The sequence below is a fragment of the Aromatoleum evansii genome (assembly GCF_045689615.1).
Taxonomy (GTDB): Bacteria; Pseudomonadota; Gammaproteobacteria; order Burkholderiales; family Rhodocyclaceae; genus Aromatoleum; species Aromatoleum evansii.
This window is the reverse complement of the sequence record NZ_CP141259.1, coordinates 3,312,139-3,333,351: the sequence shown is the minus strand read 5'-3', so window position 1 is coordinate 3,333,351 and position 21,213 is coordinate 3,312,139. Positions and strand designations below refer to the sequence as shown.

Sequence of the window (21,213 nt, the reverse complement as noted above, 5' to 3'; positions counted from 1 at the left end):
TGCGCTATCCGATCGAGTCGAGAAACTCGGCCACCAGATTGAGCACAACCGCGGGGCGCTCACGGTGGGGCACATGGTAGGTGTCTGGCAGGATCTCGACGCGCGACGGCCCGGAACTGAGGTTGCCGATCATTTCCGGATGGGTCGTGGTGCCATATTCGTCGTGGATGCCGTGGATCGCCAGGACCGGGCTGGTCACGCGCGGCAGCACGCCTTCGAGCGTCCATGCGGCGAACTCCGGATGCAGCCAGCTTTCGGTCCAGGCATCGACAACCCATCTCGCCTTGTCGCCGTGATAGCGCTCGAGCCGCTTCAGTTGCGTGTCGTCCCGGAACTGCTCCTTCGCCTCGGCGATGCTGCTCAGCGTCCGCTCTTCGGGAAAGACCTGCGCCGATTCGGTGATCAGCACTTCGCACTCCGCGCCGAAGGCGGCCGCGCAGTTCACGGCCATGCCGCCGCCGACGCTGTGCCCGAACGCGACGAATCGCCCGATACCGAGCTGCTCGCGCACGATGGGGAAATAGCTTGCTGCTTCGTCGGCGACGAAGTCCAGCGCCGGCAGGTCGCGGCGTGGATCGGAACGGCCGAAGCCCAGCCGGTCGTAGGCGAGGACCCGGCGTCCGGTGGCGGCGCTGAGTGCGGCGGGAAAGTCGCGCCAAAGCTCGACACAACCGAGGGAATCGTGGAACAGCACGATCGGGCTTTGCGGTCGGGGGTTGCCCGCCGCGCCCGGTGGCGTCCAGGAGCGGGCGAAGATCCGTCCTTGCGGATGCTCGATCCAATGGTCGCAGGAATGGATGCCGGGGGTGTTCAGGTCGGTCATTTAGAGGGCTCTCTCGGTTGGGCTGGTTGGGTGCATTCCGCGGACGACCGGAGGTGAATCCTGAGTCGCCGTGCCCCGCGTTGTTTGTTCCGATGATTGTAATTACGTTGACGTAAACGTCAATATATTGGTGCGATCGCTTGTCGGCTGCTCGTCAAGCCCACAGATGACGCAGAGCGCCCCTCGTGACGATGCCGATGATTTCATGCGCCGGGCTGCGCAGCTCCGTCCTTGTCGCGCCCGATCTCGTCGACGATCGCTTCGATATACGGATCCCGCAGGCCGCGGTCCGCCAGAGCGGTGTCGAGCGCATGGACGTAGTCGGCATTGGAGCCGACCACGCCGGCGGCATCGGCGACGATCCGGGCGACCGACGCAACCGTTGCATCCGGCTCGTAGAGCGGCTGCGTCGGATTGACGACGAAGACGATCGCCGTCACCGTGCGGCCGTCGTCGAGGAGGAGCGGCGCCCACAGCGGACGGTAGACGCCGCTGCACATCTCGCGCGCCCACAGCAGGCGCAGTTCGGTGGCGGCCTGGTCCTCATTCAGCCGCAGCGCCATGCCCCGGACTTGTCCGCCCGGCTCCAGCGCGAGCACCCGACCGGGCCGCTCCGGCGTGCCGCGATAGGAAATCGAGCGCACGCAGAAGCTGCGATGCCAGCCATCGAGCGTCGCGATGCGCTGCTCGTCGAAGGCGATGAGCGGGTTCCACATCAGTGAGCCATAGGCGAAGATCCACATCGCGCCACCGGGCCGCGCCTGCAGGGTCGTGGCGAGCGATCGATCGAGCTCGGCGTCGCTCCAGGTGAGATCGGAGGGCATGTCGAGGCCGTTGCGGAAGCTGCCATCGACGAGCTTTTCGCGGGTCAGGATCGTCATGGGCGGACGTTCCGGCATCGGGCCCTTGAAGTCAAGGGACTCGGGCGGGTTCGATGTCGAGCGTGATGAGCGGGCGGTCGAGGCGTGTGGGGCGGGGCAATCGGCGTCATCAAGCGGCGCCGGTCGGGGCGGTCATCTCCGCAGTCTGGAACCCGGCAGGGCGTCGGTGGCCGCATCTGCCGTGTCCGGGTCGGCAGTCAGCATCTGCGCGATGTCCGGATCGCGGCTGAACGCTTCCGAAAAGTAGTTCACGAAGCTGTTCACCTTCAGCGAAGGGCGGCGCGCGGGCTGGAAGACGACGTTGAGCGGCAGCGAGGGCGGGCGGTAGCGGGTGAGGATGGCTCTCACGCGGCCGGCGCGCAGGTCCTCGCCGAAGGTCCATAGCGGCGAGTAGCTGATGCCTAGCCCCTCGCACGTCGCCTGACGGATCGCTTCCGAGCTGTTCGACTGGAAGTTGCCGTCGACACGGATGGCGTGCGGCCGCTCCTCGGCGTCGCGGTAGTTCCATTCGTTGAGCGTAGCCAGTCCGGTGTAGATGAGGCAGTTGTGCTGCGCGAGCTCGTCCGGGTGCTGCGGTTCGCCGTGGGCTTCGAGGTAGGCGGGCGAGGCGAGGGTGGCGCGGTGGGCGGTGCCGATGCGGCGGGCGACGAGGCGGCTGTCCTTGAGCTCGCCGACGCGGAAGGCGACATCGATGCCTGCGGTGACGAGGTCGGTGAAACCGTCGTCGAGCTGCAGGTCGAGCTTGAGGCGGGGGTAGCGCGCGTAGAACTCGCGCAGGCGCGGCACGATGTGCAGCCGCCCGAACGCGGCCGGGGCGGCGACGCGCAGCACGCCGCCGACTTCATGCTCGGTGCGGCGCACCTCGATGTGCGCTTCCTCCAGCGTGTCGAGCACCTGCCGGCAGCGCTCGTAGTAGAGCTGACCGGCCTCGGTGAGCGAGTGGCTGCGCGACGAGCGCACGAGCAGCGGCGCGCCGACGAGCGCTTCGAGGGCCTGCACCTGCTTGCTGATGGCCGACTGGGTGGTGCGCGCCTCGCGCGCGACGGCGGAAAAATTGCCCGTCTCGACGACGCGGACGAAGGTTTCCATCAGGCGCATGCGGTCCATCGCGGCTCCGGTGTATTCCTGTAGGGAATAGATGCTATCACTACTGCTGGCTACTCCATCGGGTCAGGCATGGACATAATCGCAGCAAGTCGATCAGGCGACTGATCCGGTTTTCGATTGCAGTCAACGAAGGACATCCCCGCATGAACGCTCCGCACCCGCAGGCCGCCCGCAACGGCGGCGAATCCGATACCCGCAAACTGTTCCAGCCCGCACGCATCGGCGACATCGAGGTCGCCAACCGCGTCGTGATGGCGCCGCTGACGCGCAGCCGCGCCGATGAGGCCGCCGGCGACATTCCCGGCAGCCCGATGAACGTCGAGTACTACCGCCAGCGCAGCAACGCGGGCCTGATCATCAGCGAAGGCACGCAGGTCTCGCCCGTGGGCAAGGGCTACATGGCAACGCCAGGCATCTACTCGGACGAACAGGTCGAGGGCTGGAAACCGATCACCCAGGCGGTGCATGAAGCCGGCTCGAAGATCGTCGCGCAGATCTGGCACGTCGGGCGCGTCACGCACCCGGATCTCACCGGTGGTGCGCAGCCGGTCGCCCCCTCGGCAATCAGGCCGAACGTCGTCGCCTACACGCGCAACGGCAAGATGGAAGTGCCCGTGCCGCGTGCGCTGAGCGTCGCGGAGATCGCCGAAGTCGTGCAGGAATTCCGCCGCGCCGCGGCGAACGCGATCCGCGCGGGTTTCGATGGCGTCGAGATCCACGGCGCGAACGGCTACCTGGTCGACCAGTTCCTGCGCGACGGTGCCAACCAGCGCACCGACCAGTACGGTGGCTCGGTCGCGAACCGCGCGCGCTTCGCGCTCGAAGTGATCGACGCGGTGGTCGCCGAGATCGGCGCGGGCCGCGTCGGCATCCGCCTGTCGCCGGTCACGCCCGCCAACGACCTGTCGGACAGCAAGCCGCAGGCGGTCTTCGGCTATCTCGTCGAGGAACTGAACAAGCGCGGCATCGCCTTCATCCATTTCGTCGAAGGCGCCACCGGCGGCCCGCGTGACGTGCCGGGCTTCGACTTCGCCTGGGCGCGCAAGGCCTTCAAGGGCACCTACATCGCGAACAACGGTTACGACCGCGCGATGGCGATCGACGCGGTCGAGTCGGGCAGGGCGGACGCGGTGGCCTTCGGTCGCCTGTTCATCGCGAACCCGGATCTCGTGCATCGCCTGCGGCACGACACGGTGCTCAACGCGCCGAACCCCAAGACCTTCTACGCGCCCGGCCCGGAAGGCTACATCGACTATCCGGCGTTGGAGGCGATCGCGGCCTGATCCGCGTTTGCGGCATGGACGGGCCCGGGACGCGCACTCGATCGAGACTGCGCGCCCGGGCCCGTCGGCCATTGTGGCGTATGCTGCGGTAGATCGAAATCCGCCCGCCGGTCGTTTCGCGATCGAGATCGCTGCACGGGTCCGGCGGCGGCCAGCCTGGATCCATGACGGTGCCCTGCGAATGATCGAATCCCTGCTCCTGACGACCGTGCCCATCGTCACCTTCGATCGGCAGCGGCCGCTGACGAATGCGAGCGGGTTCTTCTTCGCGATGGATCAGCGCTTGTTCGTCGTCACCAGCCGCCACGTGCTGTTCGACAAGCCGACCCGGCACTTCCCGGACCGCATCGAACTCGAGCTGCACAACAATCCCGACAACCTCGCGGAATCGACGGGCTTCTCGATGCCGCTGTACCGCAACGGTCGAGCCTTGTGGCGCCAGGGATTCGACGCCGCGGGCAATATCGACGTGGCAGTTCTCGAAGTCGAGCGTGGGGCGCTCCCCGCACAGCTGGTTTACCGCGCCTTTATGCCCGCGCATCTGCCGGGGCTGCTCGACCGCGTCGAAATCGGCACTACGCTGCTGGTGGTGGGCTTCCCGCTCGGCTTTCACGACACCCTGCATCACATGCCGGTGGTGCGCCACGCAGTCGTCGCGTCGTCGTTCGGACTGCGCTTCAAGGGCGAGGGTTATTTCCTGACCGATGCGCGCACCCACCGCGGCACCAGCGGTGCGCCGGTGGTGATGCGAGTGGCCAATCCGCCAGCGAGCTATGGCGATCTGCCGTGGATGTTGCTCGGTGTGCATTCGGCGCGGCTCGACGTCGGGACGCGCGATCTCGCTCAGGACGAGGCGCTGGGCCTGAACTGCGCCTGGTACGCGGATATTCTGCTAACGTTGATCAAGTCCTGACCCATTGCAGCCGCAGGCGGGTAGTCCGGACCGGCCTTTGTCGCTCGACGTCGAGGGGCAATCATTGAGGGGGAACTGCGATGGCACAGGGACCGGCGGAGAGCTCCGTGGTGCTGCGACGTCTCCTTGCCCTTGGACGTGATTTCCTGCAGGCATCCGACCTCGGGGAAGTCCTCGAACTTGCGGGGCAGGCCATCCCCGATCTTCTCCATTCGGACGGGAGCCTCTTGGTCGTTCATGACGGCGAGCGCGAGTTCGTCACGGAATTCGGCCATCACCGACGGCCCATGCCGACGCAGGAAGCGTCGGCCTTGCTGCGGATTGCGCGACGCGCAATGGCCGACCGGACACCGATCCTGCTTCCAGAGATTGCACCGGATTCCGGCATGCGCGAGGACGAACTCGCTGCGCTTGGCATCGCAAGCCTGATCGCATATCCGTTCCCGCCCGTCAGGCCGATGGGGGCGCTGGTGTCGGTGTGGTATCGGCAGGGGTACCGCAAGGAACTCGCACGGCTGGTTCCGACCTTGCGCCTGCTTGGTGAGATCACGGGAGCCGCACTCGGCAACGTCAATTTCCGGAAAACGCTCGAAGACCGGATCGAGACAAAGTCGACCGAGATTGCAGAAGCCGCCCGTCTTCATGCGGTCGAGTTGCTGAGGCGGGACTCCGTGGAAGAGGAAATCCACAGGATCTCGGTGACCGACATGATGACGGGCCTCCTGAACCGGCGCGGCTTCTTCCTTCACGCCGAGCGCAGTTTCAAGCTTTCCCGTCGCCAGCGGGTGCCAAGTGCTCTCGTCTTCATCGATATCGATCGCTTGAAGGCGATCAACGACGCATATGGGCACGATGTCGGCGATGATCTCATCGAAGATGTGGCGCGCATACTGCAGCGGTGCTTTCGCGATGCCGACGTCCTTGCCCGCATCGGCGGCGACGAATTTGCCGTGTTCACGATCGATACCTCGCAGCCCGACGTGCTCCAGGCCCGGATACGACAGAGCCTCGCAGACTTCACGCCGCGGCCGGATTGTTCCTACCGGATCTCGTTCAGCACGGGGATCGTGCAATGTGATCCGAGCTCCGAACTGAGCCTGTCGGAGTATCTCCTGCGTGCGGATCAATTGATGTATGAGCAGAAGCGGAAACGAGTCTCCGACACTTGAGCTTGCCGCGGATTCGATCGTCTGCCGGCGTTACAAACAAATGGTGGACTCGCAGTAGTAAAGGGCCATACTCGATTTATCCCCCAAATCCGCCGCAGGCATCCGCCAGCGAGTGGCACATCCCGAGCAGCAGGATCAATGACAAGTCATATGTCAGGGTTGCTTGTTGCCGGAAGATTCAAGAAAGGAATCACAATGACCACCAAACCCCACACCAGCATTGAGCGATCCTTCGCGAACACGGTCGACGCCTTCATGGCATCGTCCCGCGTCTATCTGGATTGCACCGAGCATCTCACTCGCAGCACCCTTGCGGTTTCGCGTGCAGCGCTCGAGGAGTGTGTTGCGGCGACGAAAGCCGCCGCAAGCGGAAAACCCGCCGCTGACCCGGCCGGCTTGCCACTGGCGTTAGGGCAGTCGCTGTTGGAGAAGACCTTGGCGCTTGCCAAGGATAGCTACGAGACGGTGACGGCCGCACAACTCGAGTCTGCGCGACTGCTCGGTTATCAGCTTGCCATCCCCGCGATGACGTTCCCGGCGCCGGAAGCCTGGAAAGGGGCGTTCAATCTCTTCGAGCGCAGCTTGAGGGATCTTTCCGCAGCCGCGGTGGGATCATTCGGCGAAGCCGGTGAGGCCTGGACATCGTCCGTTGCGAAGTATCGCCACCTGAACAAGGCGGCCTGAGTCGGAGTTTGCGCGGCACGATCCGTTCCTGGATCGGGCCCGCGTCCGAAGTCCCGGCTGCACACGCAACATCCTCCGATTTGCCTCCGCGCCGTCGGAGGTCAAAAGCGCATCCTTGCGCCCGGACTGCCGCGACGAAGGTCGTGACCGCGTCCGGTGCCGGCGTCCTGCCGCCAGTCGGTGAGAGACGCTCCGTCTCCCTCTCCCTGTGTTACCCGATACCGCTGATCACGTTACAACAGTGATCGGCGTTCGCACGTCCTCGAGCGGACAGTGGGAGCACGAGTCAGCGGTGACTGCATTCTGCGATTCGATAATACCGAAGCAATTGACCATAGACGAATTTGTGTCTAGGATTCAAATCGTCCCCCACACCCACAGAGACCCCAAAACCATGACCACCAAGAAATTCGCCTCGCAGGCCGACCTCGAAGAAAAGAAGATCAGCTGGGACAAGCTCTCGGACAACGCCTATGCCTACACGGCCGAGGGTGACCCGAATACCGGCGTGATCATCGGCGACGACGGCGTGATGATCATCGACGCCACCGCGACCCCCGTCGCCGCGCAGGGCGTGATCGCCAAGGTGCGCGAGATCACCGACAAGCCGATCAAGTACGTCGTGTTGACGCACTACCACGCGGTGCGCGTGCTCGGCGCTTCGGGCTACAAGAACGAAGGCCTGGAGCAGATCATCGCGAGCCGCGACACCTGGGACCTGATCGTCGAGCGTGGCCAGCAGGACATGGATTCCGAGATCGGCCGCTTCCCGCGCCTCTTCCAGGCCGTCGAGAGCGTGCCGGGCCTGACCTGGCCGACGATGACCTTCGAAGGCGAGATGACCCTGTGGATGGGCACGCTCGAAGTGAAGATCAAGCAGCTCGGCCGCGGCCACACGAAGGGCGACACCATCGTCTATCTGCCCGCGCAGAACATCTGCTTCTCGGGCGACCTCGTCGAAGCGGACGCCGCCTGCTACACCGGCGACGCCTATCTCGCCGACTGGCCGCAGACGCTCGACAGGCTCGCCGCGATGAAATTCGACAAGCTCGTGCCGGGCCGCGGCCCCGCGCTGATCGGCCGCGAGGCGGTCGATGCCGGCCTCGCCTACACGCGCGACTTCGTCTCGACGCTGTACCGGAGCGCGCAGGAAGCCGTCGCGCAGGGCTTCGACCTGAAGGCGACGATGGCGCACACGCGCAAGAACATGGACCCGAAGTTCGGCCAGGTCTTCATCTACGAGCACTGCCTGCCCTTCGACGTGACGCGTGCGCACGACGAGGCGAGCGGCATCCGCGACCCGCGCATCTGGACCGCCGAGCGCGACCAGCAGATGTGGCACTCGCTGCAGGAGTGATCCTGCCGGAGCGGTCCGATCACTGGCCGCTCCGGGTTCCCTATTGAGGTGGCTGAACGATCAGCCGATCAGAGTTGCGCCCGCATGGGCGCCGGACTCCGGCCCAACGCACGTCCAGAGGCGGCGCCGGAGCGATGAAACACATGGAGGAGACACCCGTGCTGAGCACGTTCCAGTACCCGAAGTTCGAATACGTCCGCCCGCCGGAAATCGCCGAAGGGCGGGAGGGACACTACCCGGTGGTGATCGTCGGCGCCGGCCCGGTCGGCCTCACGGCCGCGATCGACCTCGCCCAGCAGGGCCAGAGCGTGCTGCTGCTCGACAACGACGATACGGTGTCGATCGGCTCGCGTGGCGTGTGCTACGCGAAGCGCACGCTGGAAGTGTTGGACCGCCTCGGCTGCGCCGAGGAGATGGTGCAGAAGGGCGTATCGTGGAATGTGGGTCGCACCTTCTTCCGCGAGGAGGAAGTGTTCAACTTCAACCTCTGCCCCGAACCGGACCACCACCGGCCGGGCATGATCAACCTGCAGCAGTACTACCTCGAAGACGACCTGATCAAGCGCGCGCGCCAGCTGCCGAATCTCGAGATCCGCTTCAAGAACAACGTGATCGGTGTGACGCCGGCCGAGGACCGCGCGACCCTGCGCGTCGAGACGCCGGACGGCGCCTACACCGTGCGCGCCGACTGGCTGATCGTCGCCGATGGCGCACGCAGCCCGATCCGCACGATGCTCGGCCTGGACATCGACGGCAAGATCTTCATGGACCGCTTCCTGATCGCAGACGTCGTCATGAAGGCGGATTTCCCGACCGAGCGCTGGTTCTGGTTCGACCCGCCTTTCCATCGCAACCAGTCGGTGCTGCTGCACCGCCAGGCGGACAACGTGTTCCGCATCGATTTCCAGCTCGGCTGGAACGTCGATCCGGAGGTAGAGAAGAAGCCGGAAAAGGTGATCCCGCGCATCAAGGCGATGTTGGGTGATGATCGCGAATTCGAGCTGGAGTGGGTCAGCGTCTACACCTTCCAGTGCCGTCGCATGAACAGCTTCAACCACGGCCGCGTGCTCTTCGTGGGCGACGCCGCGCACCAGGTCTCCCCCTTCGGTGCGCGCGGCGCCAACTCCGGCATCCAGGACACCGACAACCTCGTGTGGAAGCTCAAACTCGTGATGGACGGCAAGGCGCCGGCGACGCTGCTCGACACCTATTCGGAGGAGCGCTGCTACGCCGCCGACGAGAACATCATGAACTCGACGCGCTCGACCGACTTCATCACGCCGAAAAGCACAGTGAGCACGACCTTCCGCAATGCGGTGCTGGGGCTGGCGGAGCAATTCCCGTTCGCCCGTGCGCTGGTCAATTCCGGGCGCCTCTCGGTGCCGAGCTTCCTTGTCGGTTCGCGCCTGAACACGGCCGATAGCGATGTCTTCGCCGGCACCATGATCCCCGGAGCACCGATGGACGACGCCCCCGTCGCGATGGCCGACGGCACGCAATGGCTGCTCCGCGCCGTCGGGAACCGCTTCCAACTGCTGCATTACATCCCGGACGCAAGCGCACTCGACGCGCCGACTGCCCAGGCCCTGCGCAGCCTCGTCGACGCGCAGATCCCGGTCGAGGCGATAGTCGTCGCCGAGCGTGGAACCGCGCCGGCCGGCCTGAAGACGCTGATCGACGCAAAGGGCCGTGTGCGCGAGCGCTACGACCTGCGCGAAGGCACGAGCTACCTACTGCGCCCGGACCAGCACGTGGCCGCCCGCTGGCGGGTGCTGGACGTCGCCCGAGTGCGTGCCGCCGTGGCGCGCGCCACCTGCAACGCCTGATGGAGACTGCCATGGCCCTAAACACGCAACCGAACCTGCACGAACCCGGCAAACGCCATTTCCGCGCCTTTTCGCCCGGCGACGATTTTTACGAGGCACTGATCGACACGCACCGCGATCTTACGGACGAGCAGAGCGCGATGGTGAATGCGCGCCTGATCCTGCTGCTCGCGAACCATATCGGTGACATCTCGGTGCTGCGCGAGGCGATGCAGATCGCGCGCGAAGGCGCCTGACAAACGCTACGGAGACCGGAATGCTGATCCAGAAGATCCACCACGTGGCCTATCGCTGCCACGACGCGCTCGTAACCGCACGCTGGTACGAGAAGCACCTCGACATGAAGCTGATCCTGTCGATCGCCGAGGATGCCGTCCCCTCCACGGGCGAGGCCGACCCCTACATGCACATCTTCCTCGACGCCGGCATGGGCAACGTGCTCGCGTTCTTCGAGCTGCCGACCCGTCCACGGATGGGGCGCGACGAGAACACCCCGGCGTGGACGCAGCACCTCGCGCTGCAGGTCGAGTCGATGGATGTGCTGATGGCCGCCAAGGCACGCCTTGAAGCCGCCGGCATCGAGGTGATCGGACCGACCGACCACGCACTGTTCAAGTCGATCTATTTCTTCGACCCGAACGGCCACCGGCTCGAACTCGCCGCCAACACCGGTTCGCCGAAGATGCTGGAGGCGCTCGACAAGGTCAAATGGGACATGCTGGAAGAATGGGCGCAGACTAAGCGCGCGCCGAAGCACGCCGCCTGGATGCACGACGGACGCTACAAGGAGATGTTCAAGTGAAACTCGCGACCCTCAAGCAAGGCGGGCGCGACGGCACCCTCGTCGTCGTCAGCCGCGATCTCGCCCGCTGCCGCGCCGTTCCCGCGATCGCCCGCACGCTGCAGGCGGCGCTCGACAACTGGTCCGACTGCGAGCCGCAGCTGCGCCAGGTGTATGAGGCGCTCAACAGCGGCGCCGTCGATGCGCAGCCCTTCGACGAAGCCGCGTGCCATTCGCCGCTGCCGCGCGCCTACCAGTGGGCAGACGGCTCGGCCTACCTGAACCACGTCGAGCTCGTGCGCAAGGCGCGCAACTCGGACGTGCCGGAGAGCTTCTACACCGACCCGCTGATGTACCAGGGCGGCTCGGACAGCTTCATCGGCCCGCGCGACAAGGTCGTCGCCGACGAGAGCTGGGGCATCGACTTCGAGGCCGAAGTCACCGTCGTGACCGGCGACGTGCCGATGGGCGCGACGCCGGACGAGGCCGCGAAGGCGATCCGTCTCGTCATGCTGGTGAACGACGTGTCGCTGCGCGGCCTGATCCCGAACGAGCTCGCGAAGGGCTTCGGTTTCTTCCAGTCGAAACCGGCCTCGGCCTTCTCGCCCGTCGCGGTGACGCCCGACGAACTGGGCGATGCCTGGCGCGACGCGAAGGTGCATCTGCCGCTCGTTGTGCATCTCAATGAGCGCCTCTTCGGCAAGCCGAATGCCGGCGTCGACATGAGCTTCAACTTCGGCCAGCTCGTCGCGCACGTCGCGAAGACGCGCGAACTTGAAGCCGGCTCGATCATCGGCTCGGGCACCGTCTCGAACAAGGCCGGCAACCTGTGGGGCTCGTCGATCGAGCACGGGGGCGTGGGCTACTGCTGCCTCGCCGAAGTCCGCACCTGGGAAACGATCGAGCAGGGCAAGCCCGCAACGCCCTTCATGCGCGACGGCGACACCGTGCGCATCGAGATGTTCGACGCCGCCGGCTGCAGCATCTTCGGTCGCATCGAGAACACCGTCGCGAAGCTCGTCTCCTGATCGGGTGCGGTGCAATCAAGGCGGTGATCAATCACCTTCGTTCGTCCTGAGCCGCGTCGAAGGGCTCAGCCCGCAAGGTATTTGATCGCCGGGATAATCAATGTGATGCTGCAAGGATAGAATGGAGTGACACTAAAACGGATGGTGCTTCCCATGACCGACAAACTTGCCGCTCCGCTCTGGACCCCTTCCGCCGAACGCATCGCATCCGCCGGCGTCACGGCCTTCCGCCTCGCCGCCGAGAAACGCTGGGGGCGGTCGCTGCCGGACTACGATGCGCTCCATGCCTGGTCCGTCGCTTCGCCCGAGGAGTTCTGGGTGAGCGTCTGGGAGGGTGACAAGACCGGCGGTGGCGTGATCGGCGAGCGCGGCGAACGCGTGCTGGTGGATGGCGACCGCATGCCCGGTGCAAAGTGGTTCCCCGACGCGCGCCTCAACTTCGCGCAGAACCTGCTGCGCTCGCGCGACGCTCACGATGCGCTCGTGTTCTGGGGCGAGGACCGCGTGCAGAACCGCATGACCCACGGCGAGATGTACCGTGCCGTCGCCCATTTCGTCGCGGCGCTGCGCGACATGGGCGTGCAGAAGGGCGACCGCATCGCCGCCTACATGCCGAACATGCCCGAGACGGTGATCGCGATGCTGGCCGCGGCGAGCATCGGTGCGATCTTCACGTCCGCATCGCCCGACTTCGGCGTGCAGGGTGTGCTCGACCGCTTCGGCCAGACGGCGCCCAAGGTGCTGATTGCCTGCGACGGCTACTTCTACGGCGGCAAGACCATCGACATCCTCGGCAAGCTGGGCGACATCGTGCGCCAGTTGCCATCCGTGAAGCATGTGGTGGTCGTGCCGTACGTCCACGCCGAACATGATCTGAAGGGCATCCCGCATGCGCATATGTGGGCGGAGTACATCGCGCCGTTCCATTTCGTTGACGACATCGCCTTCGAGCAGCTGCCCTTCGATCATCCCCTCTACATCATGTACTCCTCGGGCACGACCGGGGTGCCGAAGTGCATCGTGCACTGCGCGGGCGGGGCGCTGCTGCAGCACCTGAAGGAGCATCGCCTGCACGCCGACGTCAAGCCCGGCGACCGCCTGTTCTACTTCACCACCTGCGGCTGGATGATGTGGAACTGGCTCGTGTCGGGCCTCGCCGCGGGGGCGACGCTGCTCCTCTACGACGGGTCGCCCTTCGCGTCCGACAACCAGATCCTCTTCGACTACGCCGACGCCGAGCACATGACGCACTTCGGCACCTCGGCGAAGTTCATCGACGCTGCGGCGAAGTTCAATCTGAAGCCGCGCGAGACGCACAGCCTCGCCTCCGTGCGTGTGATGATGAGCACCGGCAGCCCGCTCGTGCCGGAAGGCTTCGACTACGTCTATCGCGACATCAAGGCCGATCTGCAGCTCGCTTCGATCTCCGGCGGCACCGACATCATCTCGTGCTTCGTTCTCGGCTCGCCGGTGCTGCCGGTGTGGCGCGGGGAAATCCAATGCCGCGGGCTCGGCATGGCGGTCGACGTCTGGGACGACGAGGGCAGGCCGCTGCGCGAGGCCAAGGGAGAACTCGTCTGCACCAGGCCCTTCCCGGTGATGCCGATCGGTTTCTGGGGCGACGCGGACGGTTCGAAGTACCACGCCGCCTATTTCGACCGCTTTCCCAACGTGTGGTGTCACGGCGATTTCTGCGAGATCACCGAGCATGGCGGTCTCGTCATCCACGGCCGTTCGGACGCGACCCTGAACCCCGGCGGCGTGCGCATCGGCACCGCCGAGATCTACCGCCAGGTCGAGCGCCTGCCGGAAGTCGTCGAGTCGCTGGTGATCGGGCAGGACTGGCCGCCGCAGAACCCGAACGACGTGCGCGTGGTGCTGTTCGTGAAGCTGCGCGAGGGGCTCGTGCTCGACGACACCCTCGTCGCGCGCATCAGGCAGACCATCCGGGACAACACCACGCCGCGCCACGTGCCGGCGAAAGTGCTGCAGGTCGACGACATCCCGCGCACCAAGAGCGGCAAGATCGTCGAACTCGCGGTGCGCAACGTGGTGCATGGCCGGCCGGTGAAGAACCTGGAGGCGCTCGCGAATCCGGAGGCGCTCGGGTTCTTCCGCGATCGGGTCGAACTGACCGAATAGCGGCAGCAGTCGCTCCCCCGTTGCCGCCGTGCGGCGGTAACGGGGGCAGCTGATCGCCGTTCAGTGCTTGACGAGGGGGCAGCCGCCCTCGGCGAGCGGCTTGAATGCCTTTTCTGCGGGAATGGTGCGCAGGATGCGCAGGTAGTCCCACGGGACGGTGATCTCGGCCGGCTTCTTCACTTCCATCAGGTAGGTGTCGTGCACCATGCGGCCGTCCTCGCGCAGACGGGCGTTGCGCACTATGGGGTCGCGGATCGGTAGTTCGCGCATCTTCGCCACCACGGTCGTGCCCTTGTCGCTGCCGCTCGCCGCGACGGCCTTGAAGTAATGCGTGAGGGCCGAGTACACCCCGGCCTGCATGTCGTTCGGCATTGCCCCGGTGCGCGCGCGGAAGCGCTCCGACCAGGCGCGCGCCTCGGCGTCACGGTTCCAGTAGAAGGCGTGCGCGAGCTTGAGCCCCTGAGCCAGTTGCGGCTTCATCAGGTGCACGTCGTTGAGCGTCGTCGCGACCGCGGCGAGCGCCGTCTGGCCCTTGCTGACGCTGAGCAGGTCGTAGCTCTGGCGCACTGCGCGGATCATGTCGTCGCCGGCATTGACCAGTGCGATCACGTCGGCGCCCGACTGTGCGGCCTGACGGAGCTGGGCGAAGAGCTGCTCCTGCCCGAGCGCGTGCCGGGTTGCGCCGATCACGTGTCCGCCGTTGGCCGCGATCACTGCGGTCAGGTCGGCCTGCACGTTCTGGCCGAACGCGTTATCGACCGTGACGAAATACCACGAACGCGCCCCGCGCTGCGTGAGCTCGCGCCCGATCGCGGTCGTGAAGGCGTAGCCGTCGTACATCCAGTGAATGCCGGTGGGGGCGCAGGCGGAGCCGGTGAGGTCGGAAGTCATCACGCCGTTGTAGAAGACTACCGCGCCGCGCGAACGGTTCAGCTCCTGCACGGCGAGCGCTGCGGGCGAGGCGACAACGTCGGCGATCACATCCACGCCGTCGTCGTCCAGCCAGCGGCGGGCGGTTTCGACCGCCTGCACGACTTCGTTTCCGTGGTCGGCGACGACAAGCCTGATCGGCCGGCCGGCGACCTGCCCTCCGGCATCCTCGATCGCCATCCGTGCGGCTGTCTCCGAGCCGTGGCCGGAAATGTTGGCGTAGATGGAGCTCATGTCCGCGAGGAGTCCGACGCGCACTTCGTCGTCGGAAATCGCGGCCGTGGCCGGCCCCGCGTTGCAGCAGGCCATCGCACCAAAGGCTGCGGCGGCGAACAGGCCGATGCGGCGCGGCGGGCGCAGGGGCTTCGCGAGCTGAAAACTGGCGCCGCGCGTATTGTCCATCCGGGTATCCTGAGCGGAAAATAGCCGCGATGATAAAAGGGGTTTCCCCCGGGTACAACCTGCGAGCTGCTCGCCTGCCCGGAACATGAGGGATGTTCAGATTGAAGGACGATTCGAAGGGCGCGCAGCGCCTGCCGCTCATCATCTACATCGTGGCGGTGCTGGCGGGCGTGATGCTGATCATCGGCTTCGCGCGATTCAATACCCTGCATGAGGAGTTTCTCGGCGCGAACTTCAATGCCGTGCACGGTGCGCGCACCCTGCTGAAGGCGCGTTACTTCCTGGGCCATGCGCAAGAGCGCATCGAGCGTACCGAAGACGACGTCCTGAAGCGCAGCCAGCACCTGGCCCGTGCCGCGGAAGCGCTCGCGCTTGCCGAGAGTTACGGGGCGGAAGGCCTGGATGCAGCCCCCGGATTGCGTCGCGAGCTGCTTGCCCGGATCAGCCCGATCCACGAGGCGGTATCACGCGTCGCGCTCCTCGATCGCAATTCCGCAGACCAGCAGCTCGCCAAAGTCACCGTCGAGGTGCGCCGTCTTGCGGACGATTTCGAGGCGGCCGAACTCGACCGCTGGGGCATGCTGTCCTCCCTGAACGCGCAACTCGCCGAACGGATGGACGGCATGCGGCTGATCATCGGCGCGATCATCGCGGGTTTCGCGCTGCTCATGTGGGTGCTCGGCTGGGCCCTGCTGCAGGCGCGCCGGGCCGAGCTCGGCCTGCGACGCGCCAAGGACCAGCTCGAGGCCGTCCAGCAGACCACCCTGGATGCGGCCGCCGTCGGCATCGCCTACGTGGACGCGAGCAATCCTGCTGACCGCCGCATCACCCGCGCGAACCGCCAGATGGCCGAGATCTTCGGCCATTCGGAAGGCGGCCTGATCGGCCTCAGGACGGCGGACCTGTTTCCCGATGCGGCAACCCACGAACAGGTTGCCAGCCGGGCGCTGCCCGGGCTCATGGCAGGCGAAGTGCTGCGAATGGAAACGCAGATGCGGCGTCGCAGCGGCGAGGTGTTCTGGTGCGCACTGTCGTGCAAGGCGATCGATCCCGCGGATCTCGGTCGCGGTGTGGTATTGACCTTCGACGATGTCACCGAGCGCAAGTCCGTCGAAACGGAAGTGCGCGGTGCGCGCGAGCGAGCGGAGGCGTGCAGCAGGGCAAAAAGCGAGTTTCTCGCCAACATGAGCCACGAGATCCGCACCCCGTTTACAGGCATCCTGGGCGTGCTCGATCTGCTGCGTCACACTTCCCTGACCGACACGCAGGACCGGTACGTCCGCCTGGCAAACGACAGCGCCCGGCAGCTGCTCGACATCGTCAACGACATTCTCGATATTTCGCGCATCGAGGCCGGCAAGCTCGCGATCCGGCCGGAGAGTTTCGAGCCGCGTTCGCTGTTCGGCGACGTCGCGCTGATCCATGAGGCTGCTGCAGGGCGGAAGAACCTGCGCTTCAGGATCTCCTGGAGCGGGGACGTCCCACCACTGCTGCAGGGCGATCCGGTGCGGATACGACAGGTGGTCGACAACCTGCTGGGCAATGCCGTGAAGTTCACCCCGTCCGGCGGCGTGACCCTGAACGTCGGGTGGCAGTCGGAGGATGCTGCCGGCGGACGGCTCCGGGTGGAGGTGCGCGACACCGGGATCGGGATCCCGAGGCATTGTCAGGAGCACATCTTTGAAAAGTTCGCGCAGGCCGACGCTTCGACCAACCGCACCTTCGGCGGCAGCGGCCTGGGGCTGACGATCTGCCGCCAGCTGGTGGGACTGATGGGCGGCGAACTCGGAGTCAATAGCCGCGAGGGCAGGGGCAGCACATTCTGGTTCGAGCTGCCTCTGCTGCCGGGCGATCCGCTTCCCGCGCCCGTGCCGCGAGCGGTGCCGCACGCGGTCGCCACGCGACTGGCGGGTGTGCGCGTCTTGCTCGCGGACGATGTCGAAGTGAGCCTGGAGGTGCTCGGCGAATATCTGCGTGCCGGCGGCTGTGTCGTGCAGGCGGCCCGCAACGGCGACGAGGCCGTTGCGCTGGTGCATGAATGGAGGCCGGATCTGGTCCTGATGGACTGCCAGATGCCGGGTACGGACGGCTACGAGGCGACGCGCCGCATCCGTCTGGTCGAGGATCCGGCGCGCCGCACGCCGATCATCGCCCTCACCGCGTCCGCGATGACTGGGGATCGCGAAAAATGCATCGAGGCCGGCATGGACGACTACCTGTCGAAGCCCGTCGATCGCGACGTCCTGCTCGCGACGCTCGTCAGGTGGCTGCGGCGCGAGGCGGTGAAGTCGCCAGCGGTGGCGGAGTTCACCGGGCGGGTGCTGCTCGTCGATGACGATCCGGGTATCCGCGAAGCGAGCTGTGGTCTGCTCGAAGCGCTGGGCTGTGAGGTCAAGGTGGCCGCGTCGGGGCAAGAGGCGCTCGCAGTCGCACGCAGCGATGCAAATCTCGATCTCGTGCTGATGGACTGCCGCATGCCCGGCATGGACGGCTGGGAAACCAGTCGTGCATGGCGCGAGCACGAGCGCGAACGCGGCCAGACGCCCACGGCGATCGTCGCACTTACGGCCGGCGAGCGCGACGAGAGCCTGCAACGCTGTCGAGAGGCTGGTATGGACGACTTTCTCGGCAAGCCGTTCTCGCCCGACGAACTGAACGGACTGCTCGGGCGCTGGCTCGCCCGCGCTTGATCACCCGGGGCCGTCCGGCGCTTGCGCGGCTGGCCCGCGCCCGGCCCTGCCGGGTGCTATGGTGAAATGGATGGCCGCGCCCGCAGGCATCGTTCACGCATGACGACATGGCGCGGCCCCATATCGGGGAGGCGAGACATCATGAATCTGATAGCAGTCAGGATCGACAAACCCGAACCGATCAACTTCATCCTCGGCCAGACGCACTTCATCAAGTCGGTCGAGGACATTCACGAAGCCCTGGTCAATGCCGTGCCCGGCATCCGCTTCGGACTCGCGTTCTGCGAGGCATCGGGCGACTGCCTGATCCGCTGGTCGGGCACCGACCACGCAATGGTCCTGCTGGCCCAGACCAACGCCCACGCCATCGCCGCGGGTCACAGCTTCATCGTCTTCCTCGGCGAAGGTTTCTATCCGGTCAACGTCCTCAACGCGATCAAGCAGGTGCCCGAGGTGTGCCGCATCTTCTGCGCGACCTCCAATCCGGTCGAGGTCCTGCTGGCGGAGACGGGGCAGGGGCGGGGCATCATCGGCGTCGTGGACGGCTCGCCGCCGCTCGGGATCGAGGACGAGCAGAAGATCGACGCGCGCAAGAAGCTGCTGCGGCAGATCGGCTACAAGCTCTGAGCGCGGTAACGGCGGCGATCGCGCGCCGCGGTGGCTGTGGTCCGCGGGCCATTGCCGCGATGTGGTCGCATCAACCTTGCGGCGCACGAAGTGTCTAAATCTGGCGCTGATCCGCGAATGGGCGGCCAGCGGCTGACAGGGGCGTGCCATGGCGATGGACGAGCAATTGTCGGAGAGGGAAGAGATGCCGCCGACGCTTCCTTCGGCGGCAGGGTCGGAGCCGAGCGGCGCCCTGACCGTGCTGCGCGTGACACACGCCGCCGTGCAGGCCGCGATGGACGAGCCCGGACTGGTGCGTGCTGTCTGCCAGGCTATCGTCGATGTGGCCGCCTTCCGATTCGCGGCGATCGCTCGAGCCGATGCGGAGTGCGGCACGCTGCAGCGCGTCGCATCCTCCGCGCCCTTGCCGGACGACGTCGGGGAGAGCGGCTCCCCGCAGCTCGACGATTCGCCGTGGGGCCTTGCCGCGCGTGAAGCCCTGCAGGCCGGACGACCCTTCCTCGTCGCGGCCGGGCAGGCGTCGATTCTTGCACTGCTGCCGCTGCGTGATGCGACGCAGGTGCTCGGCGTGCTGCAGATCGCGTCCGCGCGCGTGGGCGACTTCACTGCTGGCTCCGTCGACCTCCTCCAGGAGGCGGCGAATGCACTCGCCTACGGCATGGTCGTGCTGCGCCGGGCCGAGCGTCACGCCGCGGTGGAGGAGGCCCTGCGCCGCGTCGACCGCGCACGCAAGACGCTCAGCGAGGCGAACCGCGCGCTGGTGCGCGCCACCGAGGAGCAGGGGCTGCTGCAGGACATCTGCCGGATCATCGTCGAGGATGGCGGTTACCGCTTCGCGTGGGTCGGCTACGCGCAGCACGACGAAGCGAAGAGCGTCGCGATCATGGCCTTTCACGGCATCGATCGCGCCTTCCTCGAATGGCAGCGTCTCACATGGGGGGAAGGCGAACGCGGACATGGTGCCACCGGCGTGGCGATCCGTACCGGCCAACCCAGCATCGGCCGCAGCATCCGCAGCGACGCAGCGCTGGCTCCGTGGCGTGACGAGGACCTGCGGCGCGGCATTGCGGCAGTCAGCGCATTTCCGTTGCGGCACGGAGACGAGATCCTGGGCAACCTGACGATCGCCGCGACCGAGGAGGACGCATTCGACGAGGCCGAAGCCAGCCTGCTCGGCGAGCTGGCGGAGGATCTCTCCTTCGGCATCGCCACGCTGCGCCTGCGCGAACGGAGCCGCCAAGCGCAGGAAACGATCAAGCGCATGGCCGAGGAAGACGCGCTCACCGGTCTGCCGAACCGTTGGAGGCTGCGCATGCGCCTCGGCACCGAAATCGACGCCGCGAAGTCGCACAGCGGTCCGTTGGCGCTGCTCGTGCTGGGTGTGAATCACTTCCAGGAGGTGAACGAAACCCTCGGCTACCAGCAGGGCGACGCGATGCTGTGCGAGGTCGCCACCCGCATCCGGCGCGTCGTCCAGGACGCTTCCGCCATCGCCCGCGTCGGCGAATCGGAGTTTGCGATCCTGCTGCCCCGTTCGGATGCCGCCGCCGCGTCGCGCACGGCGCAACGCCTGCTGACCGAACTGCTCGAGCCCGTGACGATCGGCGAGATCATGCTCGACGCGGGCGGCAGCATCGGCATCGCGGTGTTCCCCGGCCACGGCACCGAGGCCGACGCACTGATCCGCCGCGCCAACGTCGCGATGCACCAGGCGCGCCAGCAGGGTCACGGGCACGCGCTCTACACCGGTGGCCGCGACCGCGAATGTGCGCGCCGGCTCGCACTCATCGGCGACCTGCACCGCGCGATCGACAACGGCGAGATGCGCCTCTACTGCCAGCCCAAGGCCAGGCTTGCCAGCGGCGAACTGTGCGGCGTCGAAGCGCTGGTACGCTGGGAGCATCCCCAGCGCGGCACCCTGTGGCCCAATGAGTTCATCAGCCTCGCCGAACACAGCGGACTCATCAGCCCGCTCACCGACTGGGTCATGCAGGCCGCCTTCCGCCAGAGTTACGTCTGGCGCCAGGACGGGCTCAGCGTGCCGGTGGCCGTGAACCTCTCCGCGCGCGACCTGCGCGATCCCAAGCTGATCGAGCGCGTGCGCAACCATTTCGCGACCTGGGGCGCCGAGCCCGAGGACATCCAGTTCGAACTCACCGAAAGCGCGCTGATGCAGGACCCGCAGGGCAGCCTGGAGTGCCTGCAGCGCCTGAAGGATCTCGGCACCGCCCTGTTCATCGACGACTTCGGCACCGGCTACTCCTCGCTCGCCTACCTTCAGAGGCTGCCCGTCGACGCGATCAAGATCGACAAGTCCTTCGTGCAGGACATGCTGTCCAACACCGACTCGAACGTCATCGTCCGCTCGACCATCGATCTCGCGCATGACCTGGAACTGGAGGTCGTCGCGGAAGGGGTCGAGGATCGTGCCGGCTGGGAACACCTGTCGGCGCAGGGCTGCGACGTCGCGCAGGGCTACGTCATCAGCGAGCCGCTCCGCGCCGAGGCCTTCGCAGCGTGGCGCTCGGAACGCGCCCAGCGCGTGCAGCAGCGGCACTGAAGTGAAGACC

17 protein-coding genes are annotated in these 21,213 nt (G+C 66.3%); 13 read left to right on the top strand and 4 right to left on the bottom strand.

Annotation, left to right across the window (positions count from 1 at the left end; all coding sequences use genetic code 11):
- Positions 1-4: 4 nt before the first annotated feature.
- The 3 genes from U5817_RS15610 to U5817_RS15600 form a co-directional block, all read right to left on the bottom strand.
- Positions 5-823, bottom strand: a complete 819-nt coding sequence (locus U5817_RS15610) for an alpha/beta fold hydrolase (RefSeq protein ID WP_407277961.1) — start codon at positions 821-823, stop codon at positions 5-7.
- Between the two features lie 203 nt (positions 824-1,026).
- Positions 1,027-1,704 carry a gamma-glutamylcyclotransferase gene (locus tag U5817_RS15605; RefSeq protein WP_407277960.1) on the bottom strand — a complete coding sequence of 226 codons (678 nt, stop codon included), beginning with the start codon at positions 1,702-1,704 and terminating at the stop codon, positions 1,027-1,029.
- Positions 1,705-1,836: 132 nt separating this feature from the next.
- Positions 1,837-2,811, bottom strand: coding sequence for a LysR family transcriptional regulator (locus tag U5817_RS15600; RefSeq protein ID WP_407277959.1), 975 nt, complete (start codon positions 2,809-2,811; stop codon positions 1,837-1,839).
- 143 nt (positions 2,812-2,954) lie between these two features.
- Between U5817_RS15600 and U5817_RS15595 the strand changes: the two genes are divergently transcribed.
- From U5817_RS15595 to U5817_RS15550, 10 genes are all read left to right on the top strand, one after another.
- Positions 2,955-4,094, top strand: a complete 1,140-nt coding sequence (locus U5817_RS15595) for an alkene reductase (protein WP_407277958.1) — start codon at positions 2,955-2,957, stop codon at positions 4,092-4,094.
- A gap of 181 nt (positions 4,095-4,275) precedes the next feature.
- The gene (locus U5817_RS15590; RefSeq protein WP_407277957.1) at positions 4,276-5,007 is read left to right on the top strand and encodes a serine protease; all 732 of its coding nucleotides are present in this window, start codon (positions 4,276-4,278) and stop codon (positions 5,005-5,007) included.
- 107 nt (positions 5,008-5,114) lie between these two features.
- Entirely contained in the window at positions 5,115-6,176 is a 1,062-nt protein-coding gene (locus U5817_RS15585; RefSeq protein WP_407277956.1) for a diguanylate cyclase domain-containing protein, read from the top strand.
- A 195-nt stretch (positions 6,177-6,371) separates the two neighbouring features.
- Entirely contained in the window at positions 6,372-6,860 is a 489-nt protein-coding gene (locus U5817_RS15580) for a phasin family protein (protein WP_407277955.1), read from the top strand.
- Between the two features lie 394 nt (positions 6,861-7,254).
- Positions 7,255-8,217, top strand: a complete 963-nt coding sequence (locus U5817_RS15575; RefSeq protein WP_407277954.1) for an MBL fold metallo-hydrolase — start codon at positions 7,255-7,257, stop codon at positions 8,215-8,217.
- 158 nt (positions 8,218-8,375) lie between these two features.
- Entirely contained in the window at positions 8,376-10,043 is a 1,668-nt protein-coding gene (locus U5817_RS15570) for an FAD-dependent oxidoreductase (protein ID WP_407277953.1), read from the top strand.
- An 11-nt stretch (positions 10,044-10,054) separates the two neighbouring features.
- Positions 10,055-10,279, top strand: a complete 225-nt coding sequence (locus U5817_RS15565) for a DUF2783 domain-containing protein (protein WP_169125801.1) — start codon at positions 10,055-10,057, stop codon at positions 10,277-10,279.
- A gap of 20 nt (positions 10,280-10,299) precedes the next feature.
- Positions 10,300-10,845 carry a VOC family protein gene (locus U5817_RS15560; protein WP_169125800.1) on the top strand — a complete coding sequence of 182 codons (546 nt, stop codon included), beginning with the start codon at positions 10,300-10,302 and terminating at the stop codon, positions 10,843-10,845.
- Positions 10,842-11,852: a fumarylacetoacetate hydrolase family protein gene (locus U5817_RS15555; protein WP_407277952.1), complete on the top strand. Its 1,011-nt coding sequence runs from the start codon at positions 10,842-10,844 to the stop codon at positions 11,850-11,852. Before U5817_RS15560 ends, U5817_RS15555 begins: the two co-directional genes overlap by 4 nt.
- A gap of 153 nt (positions 11,853-12,005) precedes the next feature.
- The gene (locus U5817_RS15550) at positions 12,006-13,994 is read left to right on the top strand and encodes an acetoacetate--CoA ligase (protein WP_407277951.1); all 1,989 of its coding nucleotides are present in this window, start codon (positions 12,006-12,008) and stop codon (positions 13,992-13,994) included.
- Positions 13,995-14,054: 60 nt separating this feature from the next.
- On the opposite strand, the gene U5817_RS15545 is transcribed toward U5817_RS15550, so the two are convergent.
- The gene (locus U5817_RS15545) at positions 14,055-15,326 is read right to left on the bottom strand and encodes an ABC transporter substrate-binding protein (RefSeq protein ID WP_407277950.1); all 1,272 of its coding nucleotides are present in this window, start codon (positions 15,324-15,326) and stop codon (positions 14,055-14,057) included.
- A gap of 92 nt (positions 15,327-15,418) precedes the next feature.
- Here U5817_RS15545 and U5817_RS15540 point away from each other — a divergent pair, with 92 nt between their 5' ends.
- The 3 genes from U5817_RS15540 to U5817_RS15530 all read left to right on the top strand — a co-directional run bounded on the left by U5817_RS15540 (position 15,419) and on the right by U5817_RS15530 (position 21,203).
- A complete protein-coding gene (locus U5817_RS15540) occupies positions 15,419-18,016 on the top strand; it encodes a response regulator (RefSeq protein WP_407277949.1) in 2,598 nt (865 codons plus the stop codon).
- Between the two features lie 141 nt (positions 18,017-18,157).
- Entirely contained in the window at positions 18,158-18,643 is a 486-nt protein-coding gene (locus U5817_RS15535; protein ID WP_407277948.1) for an adenosine-specific kinase, read from the top strand.
- Positions 18,644-18,791: 148 nt separating this feature from the next.
- Positions 18,792-21,203, top strand: a complete 2,412-nt coding sequence (locus tag U5817_RS15530) for an EAL domain-containing protein (RefSeq protein ID WP_407277947.1) — start codon at positions 18,792-18,794, stop codon at positions 21,201-21,203.
- Positions 21,204-21,213 lie beyond the last annotated feature (10 nt).

What these genes read in the sequence shown, in the direction of transcription:
- U5817_RS15610 (WP_407277961.1), bottom strand. Translation starts at nt 823, where the DNA reads ATGACCGACCTGAACACCCCCGGCATCCATTCCTGCGACCATTGGATC.
- U5817_RS15605 (WP_407277960.1), bottom strand. Translation starts at nt 1,704, where the DNA reads ATGACGATCCTGACCCGCGAAAAGCTCGTCGATGGCAGCTTCCGCAAC.
- U5817_RS15600 (WP_407277959.1), bottom strand. Translation starts at nt 2,811, where the DNA reads ATGGACCGCATGCGCCTGATGGAAACCTTCGTCCGCGTCGTCGAGACG.
- U5817_RS15595 (WP_407277958.1), top strand. Translation starts at nt 2,955, where the DNA reads ATGAACGCTCCGCACCCGCAGGCCGCCCGCAACGGCGGCGAATCCGAT.
- U5817_RS15590 (WP_407277957.1), top strand. Translation starts at nt 4,276, where the DNA reads ATGATCGAATCCCTGCTCCTGACGACCGTGCCCATCGTCACCTTCGAT.
- U5817_RS15580 (WP_407277955.1), top strand. Translation starts at nt 6,372, where the DNA reads ATGACCACCAAACCCCACACCAGCATTGAGCGATCCTTCGCGAACACG.
- U5817_RS15575 (WP_407277954.1), top strand. Translation starts at nt 7,255, where the DNA reads ATGACCACCAAGAAATTCGCCTCGCAGGCCGACCTCGAAGAAAAGAAG.
- U5817_RS15565 (WP_169125801.1), top strand. Translation starts at nt 10,055, where the DNA reads ATGGCCCTAAACACGCAACCGAACCTGCACGAACCCGGCAAACGCCAT.
- U5817_RS15560 (WP_169125800.1), top strand. Translation starts at nt 10,300, where the DNA reads ATGCTGATCCAGAAGATCCACCACGTGGCCTATCGCTGCCACGACGCG.
- U5817_RS15550 (WP_407277951.1), top strand. Translation starts at nt 12,006, where the DNA reads ATGACCGACAAACTTGCCGCTCCGCTCTGGACCCCTTCCGCCGAACGC.
- U5817_RS15545 (WP_407277950.1), bottom strand. Translation starts at nt 15,326, where the DNA reads ATGGACAATACGCGCGGCGCCAGTTTTCAGCTCGCGAAGCCCCTGCGC.
- U5817_RS15540 (WP_407277949.1), top strand. Translation starts at nt 15,419, where the DNA reads ATGTTCAGATTGAAGGACGATTCGAAGGGCGCGCAGCGCCTGCCGCTC.
- U5817_RS15535 (WP_407277948.1), top strand. Translation starts at nt 18,158, where the DNA reads ATGAATCTGATAGCAGTCAGGATCGACAAACCCGAACCGATCAACTTC.
- U5817_RS15530 (WP_407277947.1), top strand. Translation starts at nt 18,792, where the DNA reads ATGGCGATGGACGAGCAATTGTCGGAGAGGGAAGAGATGCCGCCGACG.